Annotated in this window: 28 protein-coding genes; 14 read left to right on the forward strand and 14 right to left on the reverse strand. The window is 62.8% G+C overall.

Annotated elements, in window-relative coordinates; genetic code table 11:
* The first annotated feature begins 202 nt into the window (after positions 1-202).
* Positions 203-1,885: a class II poly(R)-hydroxyalkanoic acid synthase gene (phaC, locus tag Q8K09_RS02110; RefSeq protein ID WP_305253363.1), complete on the forward strand. Its 1,683-nt coding sequence runs from the start codon at positions 203-205 to the stop codon at positions 1,883-1,885.
* A gap of 76 nt (positions 1,886-1,961) precedes the next feature.
* Positions 1,962-2,576, forward strand: coding sequence for a TetR/AcrR family transcriptional regulator (locus Q8K09_RS02115; protein WP_305253364.1), 615 nt, complete (start codon positions 1,962-1,964; stop codon positions 2,574-2,576).
* Between the two features lie 81 nt (positions 2,577-2,657).
* Here the strand turns inward: Q8K09_RS02115 and Q8K09_RS02120 are convergent, their stop codons facing one another.
* From Q8K09_RS02120 to Q8K09_RS02130, 3 genes are all read right to left on the reverse strand, one after another.
* On the reverse strand, positions 2,658-3,371 hold the full coding sequence (locus Q8K09_RS02120) for a phasin family protein (RefSeq protein ID WP_305253365.1): 714 nt from the start codon (positions 3,369-3,371) through the stop codon (positions 2,658-2,660).
* Between the two features lie 10 nt (positions 3,372-3,381).
* Positions 3,382-3,822: a phasin family protein gene (locus Q8K09_RS02125; protein WP_305253366.1), complete on the reverse strand. Its 441-nt coding sequence runs from the start codon at positions 3,820-3,822 to the stop codon at positions 3,382-3,384.
* A 113-nt stretch (positions 3,823-3,935) separates the two neighbouring features.
* The gene (locus Q8K09_RS02130; protein WP_305253367.1) at positions 3,936-4,214 is read right to left on the reverse strand and encodes a polyhydroxyalkanoic acid system family protein; all 279 of its coding nucleotides are present in this window, start codon (positions 4,212-4,214) and stop codon (positions 3,936-3,938) included.
* A 208-nt stretch (positions 4,215-4,422) separates the two neighbouring features.
* Here Q8K09_RS02130 and ubiE point away from each other — a divergent pair, with 208 nt between their 5' ends.
* The 10 genes from ubiE (at position 4,423) to Q8K09_RS02180 (ending at position 10,893) form a co-directional block, all read left to right on the forward strand.
* Positions 4,423-5,193, forward strand: coding sequence for a bifunctional demethylmenaquinone methyltransferase/2-methoxy-6-polyprenyl-1,4-benzoquinol methylase UbiE (ubiE, locus tag Q8K09_RS02135; RefSeq protein WP_305253368.1), 771 nt, complete (start codon positions 4,423-4,425; stop codon positions 5,191-5,193).
* Complete coding sequence (locus Q8K09_RS02140; protein WP_305253369.1) at positions 5,193-5,810, forward strand: SCP2 domain-containing protein; 618 nt, start codon at positions 5,193-5,195, stop codon at positions 5,808-5,810. The genes ubiE and Q8K09_RS02140 overlap by 1 nt, the downstream gene beginning before the upstream one ends.
* Complete coding sequence (ubiB, locus tag Q8K09_RS02145) at positions 5,807-7,396, forward strand: ubiquinone biosynthesis regulatory protein kinase UbiB (RefSeq protein ID WP_305253370.1); 1,590 nt, start codon at positions 5,807-5,809, stop codon at positions 7,394-7,396. Before Q8K09_RS02140 ends, ubiB begins: the two co-directional genes overlap by 4 nt.
* Positions 7,397-7,448: 52 nt before the next feature.
* Entirely contained in the window at positions 7,449-7,850 is a 402-nt protein-coding gene (gene hisI / locus Q8K09_RS02150; protein ID WP_305253371.1) for a phosphoribosyl-AMP cyclohydrolase, read from the forward strand.
* A gap of 7 nt (positions 7,851-7,857) precedes the next feature.
* Positions 7,858-8,190 (forward strand): phosphoribosyl-ATP diphosphatase, encoded by a 333-nt coding sequence (locus Q8K09_RS02155; RefSeq protein ID WP_305253413.1) that lies wholly within the window; start codon positions 7,858-7,860, stop codon positions 8,188-8,190.
* A gap of 41 nt (positions 8,191-8,231) precedes the next feature.
* Entirely contained in the window at positions 8,232-8,465 is a 234-nt protein-coding gene (tatA, locus tag Q8K09_RS02160) for a twin-arginine translocase TatA/TatE family subunit (RefSeq protein WP_305253372.1), read from the forward strand.
* Positions 8,466-8,468: 3 nt separating this feature from the next.
* A complete protein-coding gene (gene tatB, locus Q8K09_RS02165) occupies positions 8,469-8,813 on the forward strand; it encodes a Sec-independent protein translocase protein TatB (RefSeq protein WP_370869471.1) in 345 nt (114 codons plus the stop codon).
* Positions 8,810-9,613, forward strand: coding sequence for a twin-arginine translocase subunit TatC (tatC, locus tag Q8K09_RS02170; protein WP_370869472.1), 804 nt, complete (start codon positions 8,810-8,812; stop codon positions 9,611-9,613). The genes tatB and tatC overlap by 4 nt, the downstream gene beginning before the upstream one ends.
* A complete protein-coding gene (locus Q8K09_RS02175; RefSeq protein WP_305253373.1) occupies positions 9,610-10,317 on the forward strand; it encodes a 16S rRNA (uracil(1498)-N(3))-methyltransferase in 708 nt (235 codons plus the stop codon). The genes tatC and Q8K09_RS02175 overlap by 4 nt, the downstream gene beginning before the upstream one ends.
* A 156-nt stretch (positions 10,318-10,473) precedes the next feature.
* Positions 10,474-10,893, forward strand: a complete 420-nt coding sequence (locus Q8K09_RS02180) for a UPF0158 family protein (protein WP_305253374.1) — start codon at positions 10,474-10,476, stop codon at positions 10,891-10,893.
* 29 nt (positions 10,894-10,922) lie between these two features.
* Here the strand turns inward: Q8K09_RS02180 and Q8K09_RS02185 are convergent, their stop codons facing one another.
* From Q8K09_RS02185 to pip, 4 genes are all read right to left on the reverse strand, one after another.
* Positions 10,923-11,567 (reverse strand): response regulator transcription factor, encoded by a 645-nt coding sequence (locus tag Q8K09_RS02185; protein ID WP_305253375.1) that lies wholly within the window; start codon positions 11,565-11,567, stop codon positions 10,923-10,925.
* A gap of 3 nt (positions 11,568-11,570) precedes the next feature.
* Positions 11,571-12,920, reverse strand: coding sequence for a cache domain-containing protein (locus tag Q8K09_RS02190; RefSeq protein WP_305253376.1), 1,350 nt, complete (start codon positions 12,918-12,920; stop codon positions 11,571-11,573).
* A gap of 92 nt (positions 12,921-13,012) precedes the next feature.
* A complete protein-coding gene (gene dtd, locus Q8K09_RS02195; RefSeq protein ID WP_305253377.1) occupies positions 13,013-13,450 on the reverse strand; it encodes a D-aminoacyl-tRNA deacylase in 438 nt (145 codons plus the stop codon).
* Positions 13,447-14,418 (reverse strand): prolyl aminopeptidase, encoded by a 972-nt coding sequence (gene pip, locus Q8K09_RS02200; RefSeq protein WP_305253378.1) that lies wholly within the window; start codon positions 14,416-14,418, stop codon positions 13,447-13,449. Before pip ends, dtd begins: the two co-directional genes overlap by 4 nt.
* Positions 14,419-14,520: 102 nt before the next feature.
* On the opposite strand from pip, the gene Q8K09_RS02205 reads away from it, so the two are divergent.
* The gene (locus Q8K09_RS02205; protein ID WP_305253379.1) at positions 14,521-14,955 is read left to right on the forward strand and encodes a hypothetical protein; all 435 of its coding nucleotides are present in this window, start codon (positions 14,521-14,523) and stop codon (positions 14,953-14,955) included.
* Positions 14,956-15,032: 77 nt separating this feature from the next.
* Here the strand turns inward: Q8K09_RS02205 and Q8K09_RS02210 are convergent, their stop codons facing one another.
* The 7 genes from Q8K09_RS02210 to hutC form a co-directional block, all read right to left on the reverse strand.
* On the reverse strand, positions 15,033-16,955 hold the full coding sequence (locus Q8K09_RS02210; protein ID WP_305253380.1) for an autotransporter domain-containing SGNH/GDSL hydrolase family protein: 1,923 nt from the start codon (positions 16,953-16,955) through the stop codon (positions 15,033-15,035).
* 127 nt (positions 16,956-17,082) lie between these two features.
* Positions 17,083-17,886 (reverse strand): N-formylglutamate deformylase, encoded by an 804-nt coding sequence (hutG, locus tag Q8K09_RS02215; protein ID WP_305253381.1) that lies wholly within the window; start codon positions 17,884-17,886, stop codon positions 17,083-17,085.
* Entirely contained in the window at positions 17,879-19,087 is a 1,209-nt protein-coding gene (gene hutI, locus Q8K09_RS02220; RefSeq protein WP_305253382.1) for an imidazolonepropionase, read from the reverse strand. Before hutI ends, hutG begins: the two co-directional genes overlap by 8 nt.
* A gap of 368 nt (positions 19,088-19,455) precedes the next feature.
* Positions 19,456-20,991 (reverse strand): histidine ammonia-lyase, encoded by a 1,536-nt coding sequence (gene hutH, locus Q8K09_RS02225; protein WP_305253383.1) that lies wholly within the window; start codon positions 20,989-20,991, stop codon positions 19,456-19,458.
* Positions 20,992-20,993: 2 nt separating this feature from the next.
* Positions 20,994-22,679 (reverse strand): urocanate hydratase, encoded by a 1,686-nt coding sequence (gene hutU, locus Q8K09_RS02230; protein ID WP_305253384.1) that lies wholly within the window; start codon positions 22,677-22,679, stop codon positions 20,994-20,996.
* Positions 22,680-22,959: 280 nt separating this feature from the next.
* Positions 22,960-23,550 carry a HutD family protein gene (locus tag Q8K09_RS02235; RefSeq protein WP_305253385.1) on the reverse strand — a complete coding sequence of 197 codons (591 nt, stop codon included), beginning with the start codon at positions 23,548-23,550 and terminating at the stop codon, positions 22,960-22,962.
* The gene (hutC, locus tag Q8K09_RS02240) at positions 23,547-24,281 is read right to left on the reverse strand and encodes a histidine utilization repressor (protein WP_305253414.1); all 735 of its coding nucleotides are present in this window, start codon (positions 24,279-24,281) and stop codon (positions 23,547-23,549) included. Before hutC ends, Q8K09_RS02235 begins: the two co-directional genes overlap by 4 nt.
* Before the next feature lie 125 nt (positions 24,282-24,406).
* Between hutC and Q8K09_RS02245 the strand changes: the two genes are divergently transcribed.
* Positions 24,407-25,771 carry a formimidoylglutamate deiminase gene (locus Q8K09_RS02245; RefSeq protein ID WP_305253386.1) on the forward strand — a complete coding sequence of 455 codons (1,365 nt, stop codon included), beginning with the start codon at positions 24,407-24,409 and terminating at the stop codon, positions 25,769-25,771.
* The last annotated feature ends 114 nt before the right edge of the window (positions 25,772-25,885 follow it).

A 25,885-nucleotide genomic window follows, 5' to 3' on the forward strand; every position in this document is an offset into this window, starting at 1 on the left:
CGGGTACCACTGACACTGCGTGACAGTTCCCCGCCCTATGGCACACCATGCCACGGCGTAGCGCCTTGCCCATAAGCGCAGACATCCTGTTTTGAATCAACCCACTGACCACTCCGGCTGCTAGTCTGCAAACTGACAGTCGTCTTGGTATAAGCCTTGCTGTACTGCACCCTGATCACGGATAGCTTTGGAGTGTCGCCGCATGCGCAAACAACCCCCGGCATCTAGCCTCCCGGCCCCCGCCGGCGCAATGAATGTCCAAAGTGCCGTCGTTGGCTTACGCGCCAGAGACATGTTCTCCACCCTGCGCAGCCTGGCCTTGCAGGGTTTGCGGCAGCCCGCTCACAGCGCCCGTCATGCGCTGGCCCTGGGCGGGCAGCTGGGTCGTGTTCTGCTCGGTGATACGCCTTACCAGGTTAATCCGAAAGACTTACGCTTTACCGATCCGACCTGGCGGTTAAATCCGTTTTACCGGCGCAGCCTGCAGGCCTACCTGGCCTGGCAAAATCAGCTCGGCAGCTGGATCGAGGAAAGCGACATGAGCGCTGATGATCGCAGCCGCGCGCGCTTTGTCGTCAGCATCCTTGGCGATGCGCTGTCACCCTCCAACACGCTGCTCAACCCACTGGCGCTCAAAGAGCTGTTCAACAGTGGCGGCAGCAGCGTAGTCAAAGGCCTGAGCCACCTGCTCGACGACCTGTTGCACAACAACGGCATGCCCAGCCAGGTCAACAAGCGGGCCTTCGAAGTCGGTCGCAGCCTGGCCGCCACACCCGGCGCGGTGGTGTTTCGCAATGAACTGTTGGAGCTGATCCAGTACAAGCCGATGAGCGAGAAACAATACGCCCGCCCCCTGCTGATCGTCCCGCCCCAGATCAACAAGTACTACATCTTCGACCTGTCGCCAGACAAGAGCTTCGTCCAGTACGCCCTGAAGAATGGCCTGCAAACCTTTATCGTCAGCTGGCGCAATCCTGATGCGCGGCACCGCGAGTGGGGCCTCTCCAGCTATGTACAGGCGATCGAGGAGGCTATCGATGTATGCCGGGCAATCACCGCCAGCAAAGACGTCAACCTGCTGGGCGCCTGCGCGGGCGGCCTGACCATCGCCGCCCTGCAGGGGCACCTGCAGGCCAAGCGGCAACTGCGCAAAGTGGCCAGCGCCACCTACATGGTCAGCCTGCTGGACAGCCAGATCGACAGCCCGGCGATGCTCTTCGCCGACGAAAAAACCCTGGAAGCGGCCAAGCGCCGCTCCTACCAACAGGGCGTACTGGACGGCCGCGACATGGCCAAGGTGTTCGCCTGGATGCGCCCTAACGACCTGATCTGGAACTACTGGATCAACAATTATCTGCTCGGCAAGCAGCCGCCGGCCTTCGACATTCTCTACTGGAACAACGATAACACCCGCCTGCCGGCTGCACTGCATGGCGACCTGATCGACTTCTTCCAACACAATCCATTAATCCGTGCCGGCGGCATGGAGATATGTGGCACCCCGGTCGACCTGCGCAAGGTCACCGTCGACAGCTTTAACGTCGCCGGGATCAACGATCACATCACCCCCTGGGACGCGGTATACCGCTCGACCCTGCTGATCGGCGGCAACAAACGCTTCATCCTGTCCAACAGCGGGCATATCCAGAGCATTCTCAACCCGCCGGGCAACCCCAAGGCCAACTACCTCGAGAGCAACACGCTGAGCGCCGACCCGCGGGCCTGGTACCACGACGCACAAAAGCACGACGGCAGTTGGTGGCCGCAGTGGCTGAGCTGGACCCAGGAACACGCGGGTGAACAGCGCGAAACCCTGACCGCCCTGGGTAATGCGCAGTACCCCGCGATGGAAGCAGCACCCGGCACTTATGTGCATGTGCGCTAGCACACCACCGAGCACTGGCCGAAGTCACCTTCGGCCAGTTATCTTCCAGCCCTCACTGCCAGCATAAGAAGACCGGATGAAAACCCGCGACCGTATCCTCGAGTGCGCGCTGATGCTGTTCAACCAGCAAGGCGAACCCAACGTATCCATTCTCGAAATCGCCAATGAACTGGGAATCAGCCCAGGCAACCTGTACTACCACTTCCATGGCAAGGAGCCGCTGATTCTCGGCTTGTTCGAGCGTTTCCAGGCAGAGCTCGCGCCGCTGCTCAATCCACCTGACGATGTACGCCTGGATGTAGAGGACTATTGGCTGTTCCTGCACCTGATCGTCGAGCGTATGGCGCACTACCGGTTTCTGTTCCAGGACTTATCCAACCTGGCCGGGCGCCTGCCAAAACTGGCCCGCGGCATCCGCAACTGGCTGAACGCATTGAAGCGCACCCTGGCATCACTGCTGGCGCGACTCAAGGCAGAAAACCAGCTGCTCAGCGACACCGACTCCCTCGGCCAGCTGGTCGAGCAGATCACCCTGACCCTGCTGTTCTCCATGGATTACCAACGCATCATCGGCCGCGAGGGAGAAAGCCGCCTCGTGGTCTATCAGGTAATGATGCTGGTGGCACCGCACCTGACGACGGAATCACGCTTCGCCGCCGAACACTTGGCGCGTCGCTACCTGGAAACCTGAACCACATAACGCCTGCATCAACTGCCGAAAACGACAACGCCCGGCGCTAGGCCGGGCGTTGGTGTTTACGGCGGTGAGTCTTTAGGACTGGCTGGCCGGTGTTACTGGAGCCGCTACGGCTGCCGGAGCAACAGCTGGCTCAGCTGCGACGGGAGCAGTAGTGACCGCAGGTTTAGCGGCGGCCTTGGCTGCCGGCTTGGCCACAGCCTTTACCGCAGGCTTGGCTGCAGCTGGCTTGGCGGCTGGCTTAGCGGCAGCTTTAACTGCAGGTTTGGCGGCGGCTTTGACCGCTGGTTTGGCTGCAGCTTTGACCGCAGGTTTAGCGGCTGCTTTTGCCGCCGGCTTAGCGACTGGCTTAACCGACTTGACCGAAACGCCGGTCAATTGCTCGATCTGCTTGGTCAGGCTGTCGACCTTGGCGTTGAGCGCTTTCACTTCATTGCGGCTCGGTACACCAAGACGCGAGATAGCGTTGTTCAAACGCTTGTCGAACGCCTCTTCCAGCTCGCCCCACTTGCCAATAGCCCGGTCCTTGACCTCGTCGACCTTGGAGCGGGTGCTGCCCACTTTCGACTCGACGGTAGACTTCACGGCATCGACTTGCTTCTCGACTTCGCTCTTGGCCTGCTTCTCGGCTTTTTCGCCATCCTTGACCAGCGTGTCGAACAGCTTGGTGCCGTCCTTGCTGACTTTGGAGTAAGCCCCCAGGCCCGCTAACCAGATCTGGCGCGAGTATTTTTCAACTTCGCCGATCCAAGAGCTGGTCTGCTTTTCGATTTTCTTTTTGACGGCCATGCTGTTCTCCTTATTTGGTACGCGCGACTTGCTCGAGCAACGCGCTTAGCTGGTCAAGCTTAGCAGACAGTACTGCAACATCCTGCTTGGATGGGATGCCGATACGGTTGAGCGCACTGGCTACGCGGGTGTCGAACGCCTTCTCGATTTTATCGAGTTGCACTTCAACTTTATCTTTCACGCTGTTGACGTTGCTGGTCACGCTGCTCTTGACGCTATCGATCTGGCTATTGGCTGCTTCGACCTGGTCATTGACCAGTGTCTTGCCTTGCTTCTCGACGCTTTCGCCGCTCTTGACCAGCTCTTTGAAATACTCGGCGCCCTCATGCCCGGCTTTGGCATAAGCACCCAGGCCAGCCAGCCAGATCTTGCGGGCATATACTTTTACGTCGGTCAGCACGGTGGCTTTATCTTCGACGTCGACTTTCTTCTTCACGGCAACTTTCGACATGGTGCACCTCACTCTTAGTGTTTCGAGGAAACGCCCACGGAATGCAGGCTTAGGAGCAAGGTACCGAGGAAAATTAGAATCCACATACTAGTCGCAAAAAATACAACAACCTCTCAAACCTTGAGACTCTTATCCAGCACCTCTTCGATTTCCCGCTTGATACTGCCGCTCATGGCCGACAACAACAGACCGAGGTTGAGCTGCACACGCACCTGATCCTCACCCACCTCGATACGCCCATCGGCACCGCTGCGCTTGAACTCCAGGGTGTCGCCATTCCAGCTGTAACGCACGGCATACTCACGCGCCAGACGCTCAGCCAACTGTTCGGCCTTTTCCCGGGCGACCTCGCGACCGAGCGAATGGGGACGTTGCACATCAATCTTGGCCATGGCGTTTCTCCTGAGCAGACCAACTGCGACCTTAAGTCGCGCGACTATAGCAATTAAGCTGCAGTCACTCGCTGCACACTGCACCAGATGCCAGGCATTTTGCTTTGGCGGTACTTGCCGCTTGGCCCTTGCAGCTCCGCGCGGTCTTTTCGGTTTAGAATGGCTGCTACTTTGATTCAGCCTCTCTATATATTCAGGTAAGGGCGAGATGAACGACCCGCGCAAGCACAGCGACAGCGAACCCACCACGCATTTTGGCTTCCAGGATGTACCGGAAAGCCAAAAGGCGGACAAAGTCGCCGAAGTGTTTCATTCGGTGGCCGCTAAATACGACCTGATGAATGACCTGCTTTCGGGCGGCATGCACCGATTGTGGAAGCGTTTCACCATCGAGCTGTCCGGCGTACGTCCGGGTAATCGGGTGCTGGATATCGCCGGCGGCACTGGCGACCTCGCACGCAAGTTCGCCAGCCTGGTCGGGCCCACCGGCGAAGTGGTGCTGGCCGACATCAACGAGTCGATGCTCAAAGTCGGTCGTGACCGCCTGCTCGACCGCGGCGTGGCCGGTAACGTGCGCTTCGTCCAGGCTGACGCCGAGAAGCTGCCGTTCCCGGACAATCATTTCGATTGCGTGACCATTGCCTTCGGCCTGCGCAACGTCACCCATAAAGAGGACGCCATCCGCTCCATGCTGCGCGTGCTCAAGCCCGGCGGTCGTCTGCTGGTGCTGGAATTCTCCAAGCCGTCGAGCAGCCTGCTGTCGAAGGTCTACGACACCTACTCGTTCAAGTTCATGCCGCTGATGGGCAAGCTGATCACCAACGACGCCGAAAGCTATCGCTACCTGGCCGAGTCGATCCGCATGCACCCGGACCAGGACACCCTCAAGGCCATGATGGTCGAGGCCGGCTTCGAGCGCGTCACCTACCACAACATGACTGGCGGCATCGTCGCCCTGCACCGCGGTATCAAACCCTGATGCTCAGCACCGCCCTACTGGCCGGCGTCGAGCTGGGCCTCAACCGGGTGCTGGCCCTGGACAGCACGGCATTGCCACGCCTGGCGCGCCTGAGCGGTCGGGTGATCGCGGTGGACTGCACGGCGCCAGCGCTGCAGCTGTTCATCCTGCCCAGTGGCGACGGTTTGCAACTGGCCGGGCAATGGGCCGGCGAGGCCGATTGCAGGCTGCGCGCTCCTGCTGCGAGCCTGCTGCGCCTGGCCACCAGCAAAGATAAAACGGCGGTACTGCATAGCCCGCACGTCGAGCTGGACGGCGACAGCGCCGCCCTCATGGAGCTGGCCAGCATTCTTCAAGACCTGGAGCTGGACTGGGAGTACGAACTGTCGCGCTGGCTTGGCCCCGTCGCCAGCCAGCTAATCGGCAGCCATCTGCGCAGCCGTGCCAACTGGACCGGCAAGACCCTCGACAGCCTGCGCCTGAACCTCGCCGATTACCTCAGTGAAGAATCGCGTAGTCTGGTCGGCCAACGCGAAGCAGATGCCCGCTTCGCCGAACTGGATCGACTCAAGCTCGCCCTCGACCGTCTCGATGCCCGCATTGAGCGCCTCATCCAACCGCATAAGCCCAACGCATGAAGCTGCTCGCCGTTCGTCGTCTACTGCGTATTCAACGTGTGGTCATCCGCTACCAACTGGATGATCTGCTGTTCGCCCAAGCGCTGCCACTCTGGCTGCGCGCCCTGCGCTATGCCTTGCCATGGCGCTGGCTGCCGCGTAAGCCCCTGGATTTATCGCGCGGCGCGCGCCTGCGCCTGGCCCTGGAAGAGCTGGGGCCGATCTTTATCAAGTTTGGTCAATTACTCTCCACCCGCCGCGACCTGCTGCCGATGGATATCGCCGATGAGCTGGCCAAGCTGCAGGATCAGGTACCGCCGTTCGACCAAGAGCACTCGCGGGCACTGATCGAAGAACAACTCGGCGCCAAGGTCGGCGAGGTATTCGCCCGCTTCGACGCCCAGCCCCTCGCGTCGGCATCCATCGCCCAAGTGCATGGCGCGCAGCTGAAAAGCGGCGAGGAAGTGGTGGTCAAGGTGATTCGCCCCGGCCTTGAACCCGTCATCCGCCAAGACCTGGCATGGCTGTTCCTGCTCGCCAAACTGGCCGAAAAAACCTCTGCCGATGCGCGCCGTCTGCGTCCGGTGGAAGTGGTTGGCGACTACGAAAAAACCATCTACGACGAGCTCGACCTGCTGCGCGAAGCGGCCAACGCCAGTCAGCTAAGGCGCAACTTCACTGACTCGCCACTGCTCTACGTGCCACAGGTTTACTGGGACCTGTGCCGACCGAAAGTACTGGTAATGGAGCGCATCTACGGCATCCAGGTCACCGACCTGACCACCCTGGCCGACCAGCGCACCGACATGAAGCTGCTGGCCGAACGTGGCGTGGAGATTTTCTTCACCCAGGTGTTTCGCGACAGCTTTTTCCACGCCGACATGCACCCCGGCAATATTTTCGTCAGCACCCGCACGCCGTGGAACCCGCAGTACATTGCAATCGACTGCGGGATCATCGGCAGCCTCACCGCGGAAGACCAGGACTACCTGGCGCGCAACCTGCTGGCCTTCTTCAAGCGCGATTACCGCCGCGTGGCGCAACTGCACATCGACTCCGGCTGGGTGCCGGCCGACACCAAGGTCAACGACTTCGAGGCGGCGATCCGCACCGTCTGCGAGCCGATATTCGAGCGACCGCTGAAGGACATTTCCTTCGCCCAGCTGCTCTTGCGCCTGTTCCAGACCGCCCGCCGCTTCAATATGGAAGTGCAGCCGCAGTTGGTGCTGCTGCAAAAGACCCTGCTTAACATTGAAGGCCTCGGCCGCCAGCTTTACCCGGATCTGGACCTGTGGAGTACCGCTCAGCCGTTCCTCGAACGCTGGATGCGCGAGCGAGTCAGCCCGCTGCACCTGTTGCGCAACTTGCAGCAGCAGGCCGAGCAGGTGCCGCACCTATCGCAGATGGCCCGCGACACCCTGGAGCGACTCAACCAGCAACCGCAGAGCAACCCCAGCGCATCGCGCAGCACGGCGCATTGGCCGGGGCGCTTGCTTGGTGCCTTGCTGATTGGCGGCGCGGCCACTCAGGGGCTGCTGCTCAGCCTTGCCGCCTGGCCAAGCTGGGCGATGCTCGCGGGCGGCGTTTATCTGGTCATGCGCCGATAGCGCTGGCACACTAGATGTCTTCTGATAAGGTCCGCAACCTGCGGAAATAGCGATGAACAACTGGCTCGACGAAATCAACTGGAACAGCGACGGCCTGGTGCCGGCAATTGCCCAGGATCACCAAACCGGCCGCGTATTGATGATGGCCTGGATGAACCGCGAAGCCCTGGCCCTGACCGCCAGTGAGCAGCGCGCCATCTACTGGTCGCGTTCGCGCGGCAAGCTGTGGCGCAAGGGCGAAGAGTCCGGTCATGTGCAAAAGCTCCACGAACTGCGGCTCGACTGCGACGCCGATGTGATCATTCTCAAGGTCGAGCAATTGGGTGGTATCGCCTGCCACACCGGCCGTGAAAGTTGCTTCTATCGGCTGTTCGACAACGGTGCCTGGAAAACTGTCGATGCCGTACTCAAAGACCCGCATGCCATCTATGCCAAAGGACACAAACATGAGTGACACGGGCATGACTGACACCCTGAGCCGCCTGGCCGACGTGCTGGAAGCGCGCAAAGGAGCCGCGGCCGACAGTTCCTATGTTGCCAGCCTGTACCACAAGGGCCTGAACAAGATCCTCGAGAAAGTCGGCGAAGAGTCGGTAGAAACCATTCTCGCCGCCAAGGACGCTGCCGTCAGCGGCGACTGCAGCGAGCTGATCTACGAAACTGCCGACCTGTGGTTCCATAGCCTGATCATGCTGGCCGCCCTCGGCCAACATCCGCAGGCCGTGCTCGACGAACTGGATCGCCGCTTCGGCCTGTCCGGACACGTGGAAAAAGCCGCACGTCCGCAATCCTGATCGGCGCTTTATCAATAACCACTTACTAAGGAGTACGCATCATGGGTTTCGGTGGCATTAGCATTTGGCAACTCGTGATCATCCTGCTGATCGTGGTCATGCTGTTCGGTACCAAGCGCCTGAAAGGCCTGGGTTCTGATCTTGGCGACGCAATCAAGGGCTTTAAAAAATCGATGGGCAACGAAGACGGCGACAAGCCGGCAGTGGAAGAGCCCAAGGGCCAGACCATCGATGCCCAGGCGCGCAAGGTTGAAGAACCGACGAAGAAAGACTAAGCCATGTTCGATATAGGCTTTACCGAGCTGTTGCTGATTGGCGTGGTTGCCCTGGTGGTACTGGGTCCTGATCGCTTGCCTGGTGCCGTGCGCACGGCTGGGCTGTGGATCGGCCGGATCAAGCGCAGCTTCAGCGCGATCAAGGCTGAAGTCGAGCGCGAGATCGGTGCCGATGAAATCCGCCGGCAACTGCATAACGAGCAGATTCTCGACCTTGAGCGCGAAATGAAGGCCATGAAAAAAACCTTTGATGCGCCCCTAAGCAGCATCACCGAGTCAAAACCAGCCAGCGACGCCGCGCCTGCGGCAGACAGCAGCCCCCCCCAGGATAAACCCCAACAACCATGAGCCGACTAACGGACAGCGACCAGGAAATGCCCCTGGTATCGCACCTGACTGAACTGCGCACGCGCCTGCTGCGCATTGTGGGCGCCGTGCTGCTGCTGTTTGCCGGACTGTTCTACTTCTCCCAGGAGATCTACGCGCTGGTCGCCGCACCACTGCGGGCGTACCTGCCGGAAGGCGCCACCATGATCGCCACGGGCGTTGCCTCGCCCTTCCTGACGCCGTTCAAGCTGACCATGATGGTCGCCCTGTTTCTGTCGATGCCGATCATCCTGCATCAGATATGGGGCTTTATCGCGCCCGGTCTGTACAAGCACGAGAAGCGCATCGCCATCCCCTTGCTGATCTCCAGCATCCTGCTGTTTTACGGCGGCATGGCCTTCGCCTACTTTGTGGTGTTCCCGATCATGTTCGGCTTCTTCGCCAGCGTGACCCCGGAAGGCGTGGCCATGATGACGGACATCGGCCAGTACCTGGATTTCGTCCTCGCCCTGTTCTTCGCCTTTGGCGTCGCCTTCGAGATCCCGGTGGCAACCTTCCTGCTGATTTGGGTTGGCATTGTCGACGTGGCCACCCTGCGCAAAAGCCGACCTTACGTGATCGTCGGCTGCTTCGCCGTTGGCATGGTCTTGACCCCGCCGGATGTCTTCTCGCAGACCCTGCTGGCCGTGCCGATGTGGCTGCTGTTCGAGGCAGGCCTACTGTTTGGCAGCCTGGTCAAGCGCCGCGACGAACACGAAGCCGACCTAGCAGCCGCCGCCGAGCAAGAGCCTGACGACCAGCCGCCTGCCGCCAAACCGTGAACCTGCTGCTATTGGAAGACGGCGATTTCATCGCCGCTGATCGCGCCCTGCTTAGCGGTCGCCGCCTCAAGCATCTGCACGAGGTGCACCGCGCGGCGGTCGGTGACAGCCTGCGCGTCGGTCGCCTGAATGGTTTGATGGGCTCGGGGCAGCTGCTGCGCCTGGACGCCAACGAGGCCGAGCTGAGCGTCAAGCTCGATCTGCCAGCCCCGGCCAAATTGCCGCTCACCCTGCTGCTCGCCCTGCCGCGCCCAAAGATGCTGCGCCGCGTACTGCAGACGATCAGCGCCATGGGCGTACCCCGGGTGGTGTTGCTGAACAGCTACCGGGTCGAGAAAAGCTTCTGGCAAACCCCCTTTCTCGAGCCGGCGGCGGTCCGCGAACAACTGATCCTCGGCCTGGAGCAGGCCCGCGACACGCAACTCCCGGAAATCATCATCGAAAAACGCTTCAAACCCTTCGTCGAAGACCGCCTGCCTGCGCTGGCTGCCGGCAGCCTCGGCCTGATTGGCCATCCCGGCGACTACCCGGCGTGCCCGCGGGCGGTCGAGCAGCCGGTAACCCTGGCCATAGGCCCGGAAGGCGGCTGGATCCCCTATGAAGTCGACATGCTGCACAACGCCGGCCTGCAACCGGTGCAGCTCGGCGAACGCATCCTGCGCGTAGAAACGGCAGTGACCGCCCTGCTGGCGCGGTTGTTTTAGGCGCACAGCAGCAAGGTGCTCAAAGACAGCGCCAGCATGGCGTGTTCCCGGCCAGGTCCGAGTCAGCCCTGCTCCGGCAATCCTGCGAGTCGTTGCACGGTGCATCTCTGCAGCCGCGGGGTTATGGTCAACTACGTCGACCAGGAGCCAACGACCATGCGCCCCCAGACTATTGATGTGCCGCGCCTCGAACAGGCCCTGTTCAGCCAGGACGATGCCGAGCAATACCTGGACCTTGAAACCGGCAGCGTGCTGCGTGTAGCCCCCGGACAGGCCGCTCCGGGGGCCGAGGAGAAATACCATGTTCAGCCTGAGCGCTACCTGGCCATAGAGCCCTTGGCGCTGGATGATCTTCTGGCCATGCGCGAGGCTTTTCTGTTTAGCCTGCACGACCCGCATGCGCACACCCTGCTCAGCCACGCCCTGAGTGGGCGCCGACCCTTGCGCACCTTTGACTATGAGCTGGGAAAGCTGCCGCAGCTGCAACCTGCCTGGCAGGCTTATCAGGCTCGGCAGGCGCGCGAGTTGGCGTTCGAGTGGTTGCACGCCAATGGCCTGGAGGCGGTGATCCGCTGATCGCCAGCAAGCTGGCTCCTACAGTGACCTCAGACACTCAACCAGCCGCGCTCCAGTGCATAGCTCACCAGCCCGGCCGGGGTATCGACGCCCAGCGTGCGGCGAATGCTCAGCCTATGGGTTTCGACGGTGCGCACGCTGATATCGAGCATACGTGCGATGGCCTTGTTGCTCAGGCCCTGCACGAGCATCTGCAGCACCTCACGTTCACGCGGAGTTAGCTCATCGTCGGCGCCTGGTGGGCTGACGGTTTTCTCCAGCAGATCGGCACTGTAGTAGGTCCCGCCAGCCGCTATCGCATCGATGGCGGCGACAATTTCACGTGAGGCGGCATCCTTGAGCACATAGCCACGGGCGCCGGCACGGATTGAGCTGGTCACGTATTCGGCGTGGTCGTACATGCTCAGAATCAGGATATGAATACCGGGGTACTGACGGCAGAGGATCTCGGTCAGTTGTAAGCCGGTCATGTCTTTCATGCCGATGTCGACCAGCAACAGGTCGGGACGAACCTGCTCGACCAGCGTCAGTGCCTCGGCGCCACTACTGGCTTCGCCCACCACCGCCAGCTGCGGCATGGCCGTCAACAGCGCGCGCAGGCCGTCGCGCACCAGCTCATGGTCATCGACCAGGGCGACACGGATCGGTTGGCGATCTTCGGATATGTTGGACATGGCTCAACCCGGTAGCGGCAGACTCACCATAAGTTCGGTGCGGCCTGGCGTTGACGATAAGGTAAAACGACCACCCAGGTGCTCGACTCGCTCGCGCATATTGCGCAGGCCGATGCCGCGACTGCGCGCCTGTTCGATCCGGGCGCTGTCGAAGCCGACGCCATCATCGCGCACCTTCAGCTGTACCGTCGAGCCATCCTGCACCAGCTCGATACTGACCCGGCGTGCCTGGGAATGCCGCGCGATATTGGCCAGCGCCTCCTGCACGATACGAAACAAGGCGACCGACTCGCCATCGGGCAGCCGCAGCATGTCCAGGCTCTGCTGGTACTCGACCAGTAGCCCGCTGCGCTGCTCGAACTCGACCGCCAACTGACCGATGGCCGCCGGCAGGCCGAAGCTGTCGAGCAGCGAGGGGCGCAGATCATGCGATATGCGCCGCACCTCGGCGATTGCCCCGCCGAGGCGCGCCAGCCCGCCGCGCAGCGTCTCCAGCGCCTGGCTGCGGCCGTTTTCCAATTCGTGGCAGGCCAGTTCGAGGCGGAACTTGACCGACACCAACAACTGGCTGATGCCGTCGTGCAGCTCACGCGAGACCCGCGAACGCTCTTCCTCCTGGGAGCTGACGATACGTTGCGCCAACAGCTGCAGCTTGCGGTCAGCCAGGCGCTGCTCGCTGAAATTGAGCGTCAGCCCACCGGCGGACACCAGCAGCACCGCCACCAGCGCCACCCAGGCCAGCGCCCACATGGTGCTGCGGATGTTCTCCGCCACCTTGGCCCGTGCCTGCTGGGTAGCCAGCTCGACATCATCGAGATACAGACCGGTGCCGATCATCCAGCCCCAACGCTCAAGCATCACCACGTAAGCGAGCTTTTCGGTCAATTGCCCGGAGGAGGGTTTCTCCCATTCATAGCGCTGAAAACCATCACCACTGCGCGCGGTGAGCAGCAACGCCTGGATCGCTTGCACCCAATGCGGATTGGTCATGCTCACCAGGTCGCGACCGATCAACTCAGGCTGGCGCGGGTGCATCAGGCTTCGTCCCATGCCGTCGTAGACGAAGAAGTAACCATCGCTGCCATAGTCGAGACCCAGCAGTATGTTTAGCACCTGCTGCTGGGTGACGGCATCATCGCGGCCGCTGGCATAAAACGGCGCAACAGCGCTCAAGCCCAGCTCGACGTAGTTCTTCAACTCGGTTTTTTTGCTGGCAATGATGCTGGTTTCAATCAGCAACTCCTGCTGCTCACCCAGGCGCTGGGCATGCGACAGCACCAGCGCGCCGATCACGGCAATGGCCAGCAGCAGGGGCAAAATGGCCAGCGCGACGATCTTTTGTTTGAGTGGCATAGGGACCGTTGGTGGCTGGCGAAGAGGGTGCGCAAGTCTAGCAATGCAGGGCGGCCTGGCAGCTCATTATCAGAAGGTGCCAGGCCAGGTCCTCAGACTTCGAGGAGAAAGGTCACCGGACCGTCGTTGACCAGATGCACCTGCATATCGGCACCGAAGCGGCCACAGGCAACCTGCGCATGCTTGAGTCGAGCCTGCTCGAGCAGCAGGTCGAACAACGCAGCGCCCAGGGCCGGCGGCGCGGCGCTGGAAAAACTCGGGCGCAAGCCGCTACGGGTATCGGCCGCCAGAGTGAACTGCGAGACCAGTAGCAGACCGCCGCCAACATCGCACAAAGACAGGTTCATCTTGCCGTCAGCATCGCTGAACACCCGGTAGTTGAGCAGCTTGTGCAGCAGCTTGCTGACGCTGGCAGGATCATCCTGCGGCTCGACCGCAACCAGCGCCAGCAAGCCCTGCTCGATGGCACCGACCACCTCGCCACTAACCTCCACCCGCGCAGCGCTGACCCGCTGGATCAGCGCCTTCATGCTTCGTCTGGCGACAGGTCAAGCAAGCGCTGGGCGATCTGGTCGGCTGCACGCACCAAGGCATCGGTGATGCCCACTTCGGAGGCGGCGTGGCCGGCATCGCGGATGATCTGCAGCTCGCTATTAGGCCAGGCCTGGTGCAGCTCCCAGGCATTGTCCAAGGGGCAGATCACGTCATAGCGGCCATGCACGATAACGCCAGGCAGGTGAGCGATTTTCGCCATATCACGGAGTAACTGATCGGCGTCGAGAAAGGCGTTGTTGACGAAATAGTGGCACTCGATCCGGGCAATCGACAGCGCCCGGTGCGAATCGTTAAAGCGGTCGACCACTTGCGAGTTCGGCCGCAGCGTGGCGGTACGCCCTTCCCAGGCCGACCAGGCCTTGGCCGCATGCATCTGGGCGATCTGGTCGGAGCCGGTCAGACGCTTGTAGTACGCCTGCATCAACTCACCGCGCTCCACGACCGGGATCGGCGCCAGGTAGTCCTGCCAGTAGTCGGGGAACAGTCGGCTGGCGCCTTCCTGGTAGAACCAGTGGAACTCCTGCGGGCGGCACAGGAAAATACCGCGCAGGATCAGCGCACGTACCCGCTCAGGGTGACTCTGGGCGTAGGCCAGCGCCAGGGTCGAGCCCCAGGAACCGCCGAACAGCACCCACTTGTCGATACCCAGGTGCTCGCGAATTCGCTCCAGGTCGGCTACCAGATCCCAGGTGGTATTGTTTTCCAGGCTCGCATGGGGCGTCGAACGCCCGCAGCCACGCTGGTCGAAGGTGACAATACGGTACAGATTAGGATTGAAGAAGCGTCGACTCAGGGCATCGCACCCCGCGCCCGGGCCACCATGAATAAACACCACAGGCAGACCATCCGGCGACCCGCTCTCGTCTACATAGAGCACGTGAGGTGCCTCTACAGCGAGCTCGTGGCGGGCGTAAGGTTTGATCTCCGGATACAAAGTCTGCATGGTGCACTCCTGGATGTATACGTAGGGTACGGCGCCACCTCGTGTGCAAATAGCCCGCGTCCCGCTCTGCCTCGCATCATAACCATGTAAAAGGATTTCAGCATGTCAGCTCGGCAATTTGCCTTACTTTTAGTGGTGCCTTTCATCCTGCTGACGGGTTGCGGGGCCAAGGATGACCCACAGGCGAGCCTGGAAGCAGCGGTGCAGCAGCTGCAGGACAACCTGCAAGCGAAGAATACCGGCGCCGTCCTCGCGCAACTGCATCCGCAGTTTAGCGCCCAGCAGGAGTTCGACCGCGACTGGGCCAGGCGCACCATGGCCCTGCTGTTTCTGCGGCACAAGAACGTCAGGGTGATCGCCCTGAGCAAGAGCAGCCGCCTCGACCCGACTTACAGCGAGAAAGGCCACAGCCAGGCGCAAGTCGCCCTGACCGGTGCCGAAAACCTGATCCCCGACAGTGCGCGGCACTATGGGGTCAAGCTGGAGTGGTGGCGCGAAGGCGATGAGTGGCAACTGGCGCGACTGAGCTGGGAGTGATGGCCGCTGCGCGGATCAGCGTGATCCGGTGGGCATAAGGCCGCAGAACGCGAACCTATGCCCACCGGGCGTGGAGCTTACCAGTCCCAGTTGAGGGACAGGTTCACGCCATGTTGACGGTCGTCGGTGCCACGGAACTGATAGGCCGCGCGCAGCTGCAGCTCCTCGGCCAAGGCATGGCTGACGCCCACTCCGGCCAGCGTCTGGCCGCTGACCGGGGTATGCCCCTGCAGCTCAAAGCTGTTACCGGCTACCGAGTTGAGACCCATGCGCAGATCGCGACGATCGTCCTCAAACTCACGCTCGCGGGCGATTTCGGCAAACACCTGGGTTGCCGGTGATAGCTGGTAATTGGCCTGCAGGCCAAGCCCCAAACGCGCGCTGTCGCGCTGCTGGTCGGCATAGTTGAGCGCCGTCGAACTGGAACCGTTCTCGCGATAGCCGTCTACATCGACCTTGGCATAGTCGGCGCTGATGAACGGGCTGACCCGCCAGCCGCTGTCGGCATTGGCCAGGTCATAACCCAGGCGCCCGGACAGTGCCCAGAGCTGACCATCGCTGTCGCCTTTCTCACTGCGCTGGGCGATGCCCAGGGCGAACTGCCGGTTGAGGTTGCTGTAATCCAGATGACCGAGACTGAGGCTGGCATCGGCCCACAGGCGAACCTGCTGGTATTGGGCGAAGGCGCTGAGCAGGTAGCTGCGCAGGTCGTACTCGGAGTCGGCCTCGCCTACCTCAAGAGTCTGCTCCTGCAGGCCAAGGGCCAGGCCCAGACGCCATTGCTCACTTAGCCGGTAGCTGGTGCCAAGATTGACGCCCAAGCCTGTGCTGTCGCCGCTGGCTACCGCTTCACCGCGCTCGAACTGCTGGCGCTGACCGCTGGCACCAACGAAGCTGCGCCACTGACCGACTGCTTGCCAAGCGCCACGGTCAGCCTGCCATTCGCTGCGCAGTTGCTGCTGGTGACCGTTGAGGCTGGCCATGGCCATTTCCGGCAGCAGGGACACTTCCCAGGGCGCGCCGAGAATCGAAAAGATGTAGTCGGCGCTGATCTGCTGCACCGCGCCGGTAGGGTGCACACCGTCGTTGAACATCAAGCGGTCGGGGTTCGGCGTAAGCCCGCCGATACCCCAGGTCGGGTCGGCCAGGCAGCTGTCGCCGCTGAAGCAAACATCGGTCTGCGCCACCAAGGGATCAAAACCAAAGGCAGCCAAGTCGCTTTGTACCTCGGACAGCAGCCCGCGGAAATTCAGGCGGATTACGTTACCGCCCAAGGCTGAAAGCTGATTACCCAATTCTGCGTTGAGTAGGCCTGCGGCGCTCGACCAGCCGGCACGAAAGCCCGAGACGAAGCCGAGCGGGGTCAGGCCGACATCCGGCAGGTCGGAGACGATGATGGTGCGCGCGCCAGCCTGCTGCAGGGCGGCCACACCTGCCACCAGATCGGCCGCTGCCGCCGCGGCGCTGGCCTGGTCGGTGACAATGCCTTGCAGCACATCGTTGCCACCGCCATTGATGTAGAACAAGGCGTTAGGATCAACCCGCGGCATATCCACCAGATAGCCATTACGGGTACGGATGGTGCCACCGCCGGCATTCACTACCGAACCGTTAGCCGCTGTGATCGAGGCGAGAATCTGATCGGTGCGATAGCCGCCCACCGCATAGTTAGTACCGTCGGCGTTGCCAGTTAGTATCTGCGGCAGGATGGGTGTCGAGGGCAATGCCTGTAGGCCGAGCAATCCGGCCAGACGCTGGGTGGCAACCGCATCGAAGTACTCGGTGTTATTGCCAAGATACGTCGGCCCCGTGCGATTGGTGAAGCGCACGCCGCCTGTCGGATTGCCGCCCAGCAGCGGGCTGCCAATGTCGGGAAACTGTCCGCTGTCGCTCAGCGAATCACCAAATATGATCAGCTGCGAGTAGGGCATGGCGTGGGTTGCTGTAGGCAGGCCGGCGAACAGCACGGCGGCGGTCAGGACTTTCAGGCTGGGGGTCATGGATGCTCCTTCTTATTGTGGTTGCCTGCGGGCAAGCATAGAAGAGTATCCAGAGCGGCCAGACGGCACAGCCACCCATATGGGTGATCCCCCCCGATCACACTCGGCGCAACACCGCCTCAGCCAGCTAACGCCCGTAGCGCTCGCGACCCCAGGCCAGCATCGCCTGCAGCAGGTCGCGGATCACCTCCTGGGTCGGTTCGGCAAGGTCTTCGCGATAGTCGAAGGGCACCTGTTCCTCCATGTAGGTGCACTGCGCAAGTTCCAGCTGTATGGCATGCACATGGGTCTGCGGCTGGCCGTAATGGCGGGTGATGTACCCACCTTTAAAGCGCCCGTTGAGCACTTGGCTGTAATGCCTGGCAGCCGCGCAGACCGCCAGCAGGCGCTCGCCCAGTTGCGCGTCGCAGCTGGCGCCGGCATTGCTGCCTAGGTTGAAGTCCGGCAGCAGGCCGTCGAACAGGTGCGGCACGCAAGAACGGATCGAGTGCGCATCGAACAGCAGCGCATAGCCGAACTCGGCCTTGATCCGCGCCAGTTCGCCAGCCAGGGTCTGGTGATACGGCGTCCATATCTCGGCAAGATAACGCGCGCGCTCGGCGCTGGATGGCTCGAGCCCTGCGCGATACAGCGGCTCGCCGGTGAATAGAATCGTCGGGAACAGCCCGGTGGTGGCACTGGTGTAGAGGGGGGCGTCATCCTCCGGCCGGTTGAGGTCGATGACATAGCGCGAGTAGCACGCTGCCAGGGTGCTGGCGCCCAGCTCATCGGCGAAGTCATACAGCCGCGGGATATGCCAGTCGGTATCGCTGAGGTGCTTTGCCTCCTCGACCAGGCCCGCCTCGACGGCAGGGGTCAGCAGGATGCCGGGATGCGGCATGCTGATCAGCAGTGGCGTGCTGCCGCGGCTGAAGTTGAGTACGTTATCCATGGTCGATCTCCTGTGCATGGCGAATCACCCGCTTGGGCAGATCGCCACCCAACCAATAGGCCAATTCCGCCGGGCGCTGGATGTCCCAGGCAACGAAATCGGCGACCTTGCCTACTTCCAGGCTACCGCGACTGGCGGCCAGACCCAAGGCCTTGGCGGCATACAGGGTGACTCCGGCCAGGGCTTCCTCGGGAGTCAGGCAGAACAAGGTGCAGGCCATGTTGAGCATCAGGCGCAACGACAGCGCCGGCGAAGTACCGGGGTTGAGATCGCTGGCCACCGCCATGGCCACGCAATGCCGACGCAGCAGCTCGATCGGCGGCAAGCGGGTTTCGCGCAGCAGGTAGAAGGCGCCGGGCAGCAGCACCGCCACGCTGCCGGCCTCAGCCATGGCGACCACGTCGGCCTCATCCATGTATTCCAGATGATCGGCCGACAGCGCACGGTAGCGCGCTGCCAGGCTGGCGCCGTGCAGCGCGGACAGTTGCTCGGCGTGCAGTTTGACCGGCAAGCCCAGCGCCTGCGCGGCGGCGAACACCCGCTCGACCTGGGCCGGGGAGAAGCCCAGGTGCTCGCAGAAGGCATCCACCGCATCCACCAGCCCCTCGGCTGCCAGCGCCGGCAGAATCTCGCGGCAGACCAGCTCGATATAGGCATCGGCGCGCCCTGCATATTCCGGCGGCACGGCATGGGCGGCCAGACAGGTAGCGCGCACGGTCAGCGGCAGCATCTCGCCGAGACGGCGGATCACTCGCAGCATCTTGCGCTCGCTGGCCAGGTCAAGGCCGTAACCGGACTTCACCTCAAGCGTAGTGACGCCCTCGCGCAGCAATTGCCGCGCCCGCCACAGCGCGTCGCTCAACAACTCGTCCTCGCTGGCTTCGCGGGTGGCGCGCACAGTGCTGGCGATGCCGCCGCCGTTTGCTGCGATCTCGGCATAGCTGACCCCTTCGAGACGCTGCTCGAACTCGCCACTGCGGTCGCCGGCAAACACCAGGTGGGTGTGGCAGTCGATTAGCCCAGGGGTCAGCCAGGCGCCGTCGAGGTCATGCCGCTCGACATAGTCGCCGGCGGGCAGCTCGGCTCGCGGGCCAATCCAGGCGATGTGCACGCCCTCGGTAACCAGCGCGGCGTCCTCGATGATCGAGTAACGCCCTCCGGCCATGGTCGCGGCGTGACAGTTGAACCATAGGGACTGCATAACAGGTATTCCTCCTCGCGGCGTCGGCACAGGTTCTGCCAATGACCGGTAACTCGCAACAAAGGCCCATCGCCGGACCAGAATGATGCGGTCAGGGTGCTGCTCACACCCGCATGGCTGCCGCCCAGCCAAAGGCAATCAATGGCGGGTAGAAATGCACGCAACTCGGCGCAGGGGTGGCGACAAGCGTGTGAAAAAGCTTCCGCCTGCTGCAACCGCCTCCGCGCCCTGCGCTCCGACCCACTACCTTGAGCAATCGATTCGTAGGGGGTCACTCGCCGCAGGCAGTGCACCCTGAATCACCGGTAGACAAACAATCGCGACGGCGCTCGATATTTCATAACCGCTGAGCGCCGGTGCAAAAGCACTCAGTCCTGCGACGGCAACAGTTCAGCCACCACCAGTTCACTCAGGCAGCGCGAGGCCAACAGCTCGCTGGCCGCCTCGATATCCGGGGCGAAGAAGCGATCCTGCTCATAGTGTGCGACCCGCTTGCGCAGTGCTGCGCGGGCCTGCTCCAGTTTCGCCGAGGTCTTGCGGCCTTCGCGAAAGTCCAGACCCTGGCAGGCGCCGAGCCACTCGACGGCAAGGATGCCGCGCACGTTATCGGCCATTTCCCACAGGCGTTTGCCGGCCGCCGGGGCCATGGACACGTGGTCTTCCTGGTTGGCCGAAGTCGGCAAACTGTCGACGCTGTGCGGATGGGCCAGCGCCTTGTTCTCGCTGGCCAACGCAGCGGCGGTGACCTGGGCAATCATGAAGCCGGAGTTGACCCCGCCATTGGCCACCAGAAACGGCGGCAACTGCGACATGTGCTTGTCCATCATCAGCGAGATGCGTCGCTCGGAGAGCGCGCCGATTTCGGCGATGGCCAGCGCCAGGTTGTCGGCCGCCATGGCCACCGGCTCGGCGTGAAAGTTACCGCCGGAGATCACATCACCCTCGGCGGCGAACACCAGCGGGTTGTCCGATACCGCGTTAGCCTCAATGCCAAGCACCTCGGCGACGTGACGGATCTGGTTAAGGCAGGCGCCCATAACCTGGGGCTGGCAACGCAGCGAATAAGGGTCCTGCACCTTGTCGCATTGCGCATGCGAGCGGGAAATCTCGCTGCTGGCAGTGAGCAGGTCGCGGTAAGCCATCGCTGCATCGATCTGTCCACGTTGGCCACGGGCCGCATGAATACGCGCATCGAAGGGCGCCCGCGAACCGAGCATGGCTTCGACGCTGAGGCTGCCGCAGACCAGCGCCGCGGCGAACAGATCCTCGGCATCGAACAGGCCGCGCAGGGCATAGGCGGTCGACACCTGAGTGCCATTGAGCAGCGCCAGGCCTTCCTTGGCCGCCAGGGTCAGCGGCTCGAGGCCGGCGACCGCCAGCGCCTCGCGCGCCGGCAGCCATTCGCCGCGATAGCGCGCCTTGCCCTCGCCGAGCAGTACCAGCGACATATGCGCCAGCGGCGCCAGGTCACCGGACGCACCAACCGAACCCTTGAGCGGGATATGCGGATAGACCTCGGCGTTGAGCAGGGCGATCAGCGCATCGATCACCACCCGGCGGATGCCGGAAAAACCGCGGGCCAGGCTGTTGACCTTGAGCAGCATGATCAGGCGCACCAGGCCATCGTCGAGCGGCTGGCCGACGCCGGCGGCATGCGACAACACCAGGGAGCGCTGCAGGTTTTCCAGATCCTCGCTGGCGATGCGGGTCGACGCCAGCAGGCCGAAGCCGGTGTTGATACCGTAGGCGGTGCGGTTCTCGGCGAGGATCTGCTCGACGCAGGCGACGCTGGCCTCGATGCCCAACGCCGCGCTTTCATCCAGGCTGACGCTGACTGCGCCCTGATGCACTTGGCGCAGCTGGGCCAGGCTCAGTTGGCCGGGCAAAATGTTCAGGGTGTGCATGTTCAGGCTCCTTTGGCCGAGTTGATCATCGGCAGGTTGAGGCCCTGCTCGTGGGCGCAATCGATGGCAATCTGGTAACCGGCATCGGCGTGACGCATCACCCCGGTGGCCGGATCATTGTTCAGCACATTGGCGATGCGCACGGCCGCTTCGTCGCTGCCATCGCAGACCACGACCATCCCGGAATGCTGAGAGAAGCCCATGCCCACCCCGCCACCGTGGTGCAGCGAAACCCAGGTCGCGCCGCTGGCGGTATTCAGTAGGGCGTTGAGCAGCGGCCAGTCGGACACCGCATCGGAGCCGTCCTGCATGACTTCGGTTTCGCGGTTGGGGCTGGCCACCGAACCCGAGTCGAGGTGATCGCGGCCGATCACGATCGGGGCGGACAGCTCGCCACTGCGCACCATCTCGTTGAAGGCCAGGCCGAGCTTGGCGCGCTGACCCAGGCCGACCCAGCATATGCGCGCCGGCAGACCCTGGAAGGCGATACGCTCGCGGGCCATGTCCAGCCAGTTGTGCAGATGGGCATCGTCCGGGATCAGCTGTTTGACCTTGGCGTCGGTCTTGTAGATGTCCTCGGGGTCGCCAGACAGCGCGACCCAGCGGAACGGGCCGATGCCGCGACAGAACAGCGGACGGATATAGGCCGGGACAAAACCGGGGAAGTCGAAGGCGTTACTCACGCCCTCCTCCAGCGCCATCTGGCGGATGTTGTTGCCGTAGTCGAAGGTCGGCACGCCAAGCTTCTGCAAATCCAGCATGGCCTGCACGTGCACGGCCATCGACTGCTTGGCCGCCTTGACCACCGCCGCCGGCTCGCGCTGCGCGCGTTCGCGGTACTGCTCCCAGCTCCAGCCGATCGGCAGGTAGCCGTTGAGCGGGTCATGGGCGCTGGTCTGGTCGGTGACCATATCCGGGCGCACGCCACGGCGCACCAGCTCGGGAAGGATCTCGGCAGCGTTGCCACAGAGGGCGATGGAGATCGCCTTGCCCTCGGCACAATACGTCTCAAGGCGCGCCAGGGCGTCGTCCAGATTGCTGGCCTGTTCGTCGACGTAGCGGGTCTTCAGGCGGAAGTCGATGCGGCTCTGCTGGCACTCGATGTTCAGCGAGCAGGCGCCGGCCAGGGTGGCCGCCAGCGGCTGCGCGCCGCCCATGCCGCCAAGGCCGGCGGTCAGCACCCAGCGGCCCTTGAGGCTGCCGGCGTAATGCTGGCGACCGGCTTCGACGAAGGTTTCATAGGTGCCCTGGACGATGCCCTGGCTGCCGATGTAGATCCAGCTGCCGGCGGTCATCTGGCCGTACATGGCCAGGCCCTTGGCATCCAGTTCGTTGAAGTGTTCCCAGGTCGCCCAGTGCGGCACCAGGTTGGAGTTGGCGATCAGCACCCGCGGCGCGTTGCTGTGGGTCCTGAACACGCCGACCGGCTTGCCGGATTGCACCAGCAGGGTTTCGTCGTCATTCAGGTTGGTCAGGCACTCGACGATCTTGTCATAGCATTCCCAGTTGCGCGCGGCACGGCCGATACCGCCATACACCACCAGCTCCTTGGGGTTCTCGGCGACGTCCGGATCGAGGTTGTTCATCAGCATGCGCAGCGGCGCTTCGGTCAGCCAGCTCTTGGCGGTCAGCTGATTACCACGCGGGGCGCGGATTTCGATGTCGCGAAAACGGGTCGAGTTGCTCACAAGAATCCTCCAGGGAAAGACCGCCGTCAGCCTGAATAGTTTGGCGCGTTGCGGCTGGGCATGCGCAGATCTAAACATGTATATACAGGTAAGATCAAGCACAGCAACATCACACCAGTGATCGCAGCGGAGCAGGCAGACGCATCACCGCCAGCATTCACCAGAGCGGACGCTTGCGCAGCCCGTACGCCAGCCATCGCGGCATCGCTGAAATGCCCGCCAGCGGGCCATAGGGACAGGTTTTAGCAGCCGTCAGGCAAGTACGTCGGCCGCGAGGGCGTTAGCGCGGGTTCAGCTCGATCAGGCAGCAGAGGCCGGCATCCCCGACCTGCACCTGCAGCTCGGCCAAGCCGGCGGCCCGCTCGATCCGCAGGCAGTCGTAATGCCCCAGGCGAGCCGCACGGCCATCATCGAGGCGCACGTCGAGCGTCTGCGCGGCGCTGAACACCAGCACGACAGGCGCCGAACTGAATAGTCGCTGCGGGCGCTCCAGGGTCAGCCACTGCAGGCGCGCCGCATAACGCTGCGGCGCATAGATCAGATTGAAATCGCGAATGGCGCCGCCGAGCAGATGGCACTCCACCCGACTGTCACCGCAAAAGGCCAAGGGATCAAACGACAACAAGGGCCGCGACAGTTCGCCGTCGATCCGCAACTGCATGCCGTCGCCTTCCAGCACACTGATGATGCGCTGGTAGCCGGGGAAGGCGGAGAAACCGCCCGACTCGCCGATATCGGCGATCGACAGGCGCCAGCCGAAGCCGTCCAGGCCTTCACCCCGGTCACGAGCGATTTCCAGGGTGCTGCCCGCACCATTCTTCCACGGCATGCGCGGATAGTCGGCCGCACGCAGGATCTGCATCCGGCTCATGAACCGAAACGCCCCTCCAGACGATGCCGTGAACCCGGATGCACCAAGCGCGCCGAGGTCACCGCCTGCGGCCCCGACCAGGTGCGCCGGCGAATCAGCAGGCAGGGCTCGCCGCGCTCGATCTGCAACAACCGGCATTCCTCGGCGTCGGCGAGAATTGCCTCGACCACATGCTCGCCTTCAGTCAGCGGCGCGACCCGCGACAGGTAGGCATAGGGCGTCATCTGAGTGAAGTCCTGCTTGAGGTAGTCCGGCGCCACCTCTGCATTGACGTAGCGATCCTCCAGCTGCACCGGCACCTCGTTTTCGTAGTGCACGATCAAGGAGTGGAAAACCTTCTGCCCTTCGCGCAGCGCCAGTGACATGGCCCGCTCCGGATTGGCCAACTCCTCGCCCAGGCGAATCAGCTTGCTCTGATGACGATGGCCACGGGCGGCGATCTCGTCAGCAATGTTGTTCACCGCGAACAGCGCCGAACGCCCCTTGGGCTCGGCGACAAAGGTGCCGACGCCCTGCATCCGCACCAGCAGGCCGTCATGGGTCAGTTCACGCAGGGCACGATTGATGGTCATGCGACTGAAGCCCAACTGCTCCACCAACTCGCTTTCCGAGGGCACCCGGTGGTGTGCCGGCCAGGCACCACTATGAATCTGCTGGACGATCATCTGCTTGACCTGGGCATACAGCGGCGCTGGGGCGTCACTGAGCTGGCCGACCAGCGCGGACGGCATCGAGAGTGCTTTTGTCACATGCTTCACCTTATGCATTGCTCCTTGTCGCCTGACCGGCAGTTTACCCACGCCACAAACACCTGTATATGTATATACAAATAAACACCAGCAGCTGGATTCGTATTATGCCCGCATTCTTCGCGCCCCGCGCCCTGCTCGCCCACGGTTGGGCGCACAACGTCCGCCTGGAAGTCAGCGCCTCCGGCCGCCTCGACAGTATCACCGTCGACGGCTCGGACGCTGGCGCCGAACGCCTGCGTGGCCCGCTGTTGCCGGGCATGCCGAACCTGCACTCGCACGCGTTCCAGCGCGCCATGGCCGGCCTCGCCGAAGTGGCCGGCAACCCCAACGACAGCTTCTGGACCTGGCGTGAGCTGATGTACCGCATGGTCGGCCAGCTCAACCCCGAACAGATCGAGATCATCGCCCGCCAGCTGTATATCGAGATGCTCAAGGCCGGCTACACCTCGGTCGCCGAATTCCACTACGTGCACCACGACCCGCAGGGGCAGCCCTATGCCGACCCGGCCGAACTGGCCCTGCGCATCAGCCAGGCGGCCCTCGATGCGGGCATCGGCCTGACTCTGCTGCCGGTGCTCTACAGCCATTCCGGCTTCAGCGGCCAGGCCGCGCATCAGGGGCAGCGACGTTTTATCCACAGCAGCGACAGCTACCTGGCGCTGCAGCAGCGCCTGCAGCCGCTGATCGAACAGCATCCAACCCAGCGCCTGGGCCTGTGTTTTCATTCGCTGCGCGCGGTCACCCAGGAACAGATCGAGACCGTCCTGGCCGCAGCCGACGATCACAGCCCGATCCATATCCATATCGCCGAACAACAGAAGGAAGTCGACGACTGCCTGGCCTGGAGCGGCCGCCGCCCCCTGCAATGGCTGTACGAGCATGTGCCGGTGGACCCGCGCTGGTGCCTGGTGCACGCCACCCACGCGCAGGCCGACGAAGTCACTCTGATGGCGCGCAGTGGTGCCGTGGCCGGGCTGTGCCCGAGTACCGAGGCCAACCTCGGTGATGGCATCTTTCCGGCAGTCGACTTTCTCGCCCAAGGCGGGCGCCTGGGCATCGGTTCAGACAGCCATGTCTCGGTCAACATGACCGAAGAGCTGCGCTGGCTGGAATACGGCCAACGCCTGCGCGACCAGCGCCGTAACCGGCTGTATCGCAGTGATCAGCCACTGATTGGCCGCAGTCTCTACGACGCCGCTTTGGCCGGTGGCGCCCAAGCGCTCGGCCAGCCAGTGGGTGTGCTGGCGGTCGGCAAGCGCGCCGACTGGTTGGTGCTGGATGGTGACGACCCTTATATCGCCACTGCCAGTGACGATGCCCTGCTCGGCCGCTGGCTGTTCGCCGGCAGCCAGCGGCAGATCTGCGATGTCATGGTTGGCGGCCGCTGGGTGGTGCGTGACGGTCAGCATGCCGGCGAGCTGGAAAGCGCCAGGGCCTTTGCCCGGGTGCTGCGCGAACTGCTGGGTTGAACGCATCGGTAGCGTGGCAGCGACGCCGACCTCGTAGCCCCTATAAGCACTAGCGCAATCCGGGAGCTGCTGTTCTGGCACCAGACTTCCCCGGATTGCATCCGGGCTACAAAA

The sequence above is a fragment of the Pseudomonas sp. genome, from assembly GCF_030683065.1.
Lineage (GTDB): Bacteria > Pseudomonadota > Gammaproteobacteria > Pseudomonadales > Pseudomonadaceae > Aquipseudomonas.

Bases quoted from the DNA above. Each gene is read 5' to 3' on its own strand.
- ubiB (WP_305253370.1), top strand. From the start codon at position 5,807: ATGAAGCTGCTCGCCGTTCGTCGTCTACTGCGTATTCAACGTGTGGTC.
- pip (WP_305253378.1), bottom strand. From the start codon at position 14,418: ATGCAGACTTTGTATCCGGAGATCAAACCTTACGCCCGCCACGAGCTC.
- Q8K09_RS02140 (WP_305253369.1), top strand. From the start codon at position 5,193: ATGCTCAGCACCGCCCTACTGGCCGGCGTCGAGCTGGGCCTCAACCGG.
- tatC (WP_370869472.1), top strand. From the start codon at position 8,810: ATGAGCCGACTAACGGACAGCGACCAGGAAATGCCCCTGGTATCGCAC.
- Q8K09_RS02125 (WP_305253366.1), bottom strand. From the start codon at position 3,822: ATGTCGAAAGTTGCCGTGAAGAAGAAAGTCGACGTCGAAGATAAAGCC.
- hutH (WP_305253383.1), bottom strand. From the start codon at position 20,991: ATGCACACCCTGAACATTTTGCCCGGCCAACTGAGCCTGGCCCAGCTG.
- Q8K09_RS02155 (WP_305253413.1), top strand. From the start codon at position 7,858: ATGACTGACACCCTGAGCCGCCTGGCCGACGTGCTGGAAGCGCGCAAA.
- Q8K09_RS02115 (WP_305253364.1), top strand. From the start codon at position 1,962: ATGAAAACCCGCGACCGTATCCTCGAGTGCGCGCTGATGCTGTTCAAC.
- Q8K09_RS02205 (WP_305253379.1), top strand. From the start codon at position 14,521: ATGTCAGCTCGGCAATTTGCCTTACTTTTAGTGGTGCCTTTCATCCTG.
- Q8K09_RS02130 (WP_305253367.1), bottom strand. From the start codon at position 4,214: ATGGCCAAGATTGATGTGCAACGTCCCCATTCGCTCGGTCGCGAGGTC.
- Q8K09_RS02210 (WP_305253380.1), bottom strand. From the start codon at position 16,955: ATGACCCCCAGCCTGAAAGTCCTGACCGCCGCCGTGCTGTTCGCCGGC.
- Q8K09_RS02190 (WP_305253376.1), bottom strand. From the start codon at position 12,920: ATGCCACTCAAACAAAAGATCGTCGCGCTGGCCATTTTGCCCCTGCTG.
- phaC (WP_305253363.1), top strand. From the start codon at position 203: ATGCGCAAACAACCCCCGGCATCTAGCCTCCCGGCCCCCGCCGGCGCA.
- Q8K09_RS02120 (WP_305253365.1), bottom strand. From the start codon at position 3,371: ATGGCCGTCAAAAAGAAAATCGAAAAGCAGACCAGCTCTTGGATCGGC.
- hutC (WP_305253414.1), bottom strand. From the start codon at position 24,281: ATGCCGTCCGCGCTGGTCGGCCAGCTCAGTGACGCCCCAGCGCCGCTG.
- hisI (WP_305253371.1), top strand. From the start codon at position 7,449: ATGAACAACTGGCTCGACGAAATCAACTGGAACAGCGACGGCCTGGTG.
- Q8K09_RS02245 (WP_305253386.1), top strand. From the start codon at position 24,407: ATGCCCGCATTCTTCGCGCCCCGCGCCCTGCTCGCCCACGGTTGGGCG.
- Q8K09_RS02180 (WP_305253374.1), top strand. From the start codon at position 10,474: ATGCGCCCCCAGACTATTGATGTGCCGCGCCTCGAACAGGCCCTGTTC.
- Q8K09_RS02235 (WP_305253385.1), bottom strand. From the start codon at position 23,550: ATGAGCCGGATGCAGATCCTGCGTGCGGCCGACTATCCGCGCATGCCG.
- dtd (WP_305253377.1), bottom strand. From the start codon at position 13,450: ATGAAGGCGCTGATCCAGCGGGTCAGCGCTGCGCGGGTGGAGGTTAGT.
- ubiE (WP_305253368.1), top strand. From the start codon at position 4,423: ATGAACGACCCGCGCAAGCACAGCGACAGCGAACCCACCACGCATTTT.
- Q8K09_RS02185 (WP_305253375.1), bottom strand. From the start codon at position 11,567: ATGTCCAACATATCCGAAGATCGCCAACCGATCCGTGTCGCCCTGGTC.
- hutG (WP_305253381.1), bottom strand. From the start codon at position 17,886: ATGGATAACGTACTCAACTTCAGCCGCGGCAGCACGCCACTGCTGATC.
- hutI (WP_305253382.1), bottom strand. From the start codon at position 19,087: ATGCAGTCCCTATGGTTCAACTGTCACGCCGCGACCATGGCCGGAGGG.
- tatB (WP_370869471.1), top strand. From the start codon at position 8,469: ATGTTCGATATAGGCTTTACCGAGCTGTTGCTGATTGGCGTGGTTGCC.
- tatA (WP_305253372.1), top strand. From the start codon at position 8,232: ATGGGTTTCGGTGGCATTAGCATTTGGCAACTCGTGATCATCCTGCTG.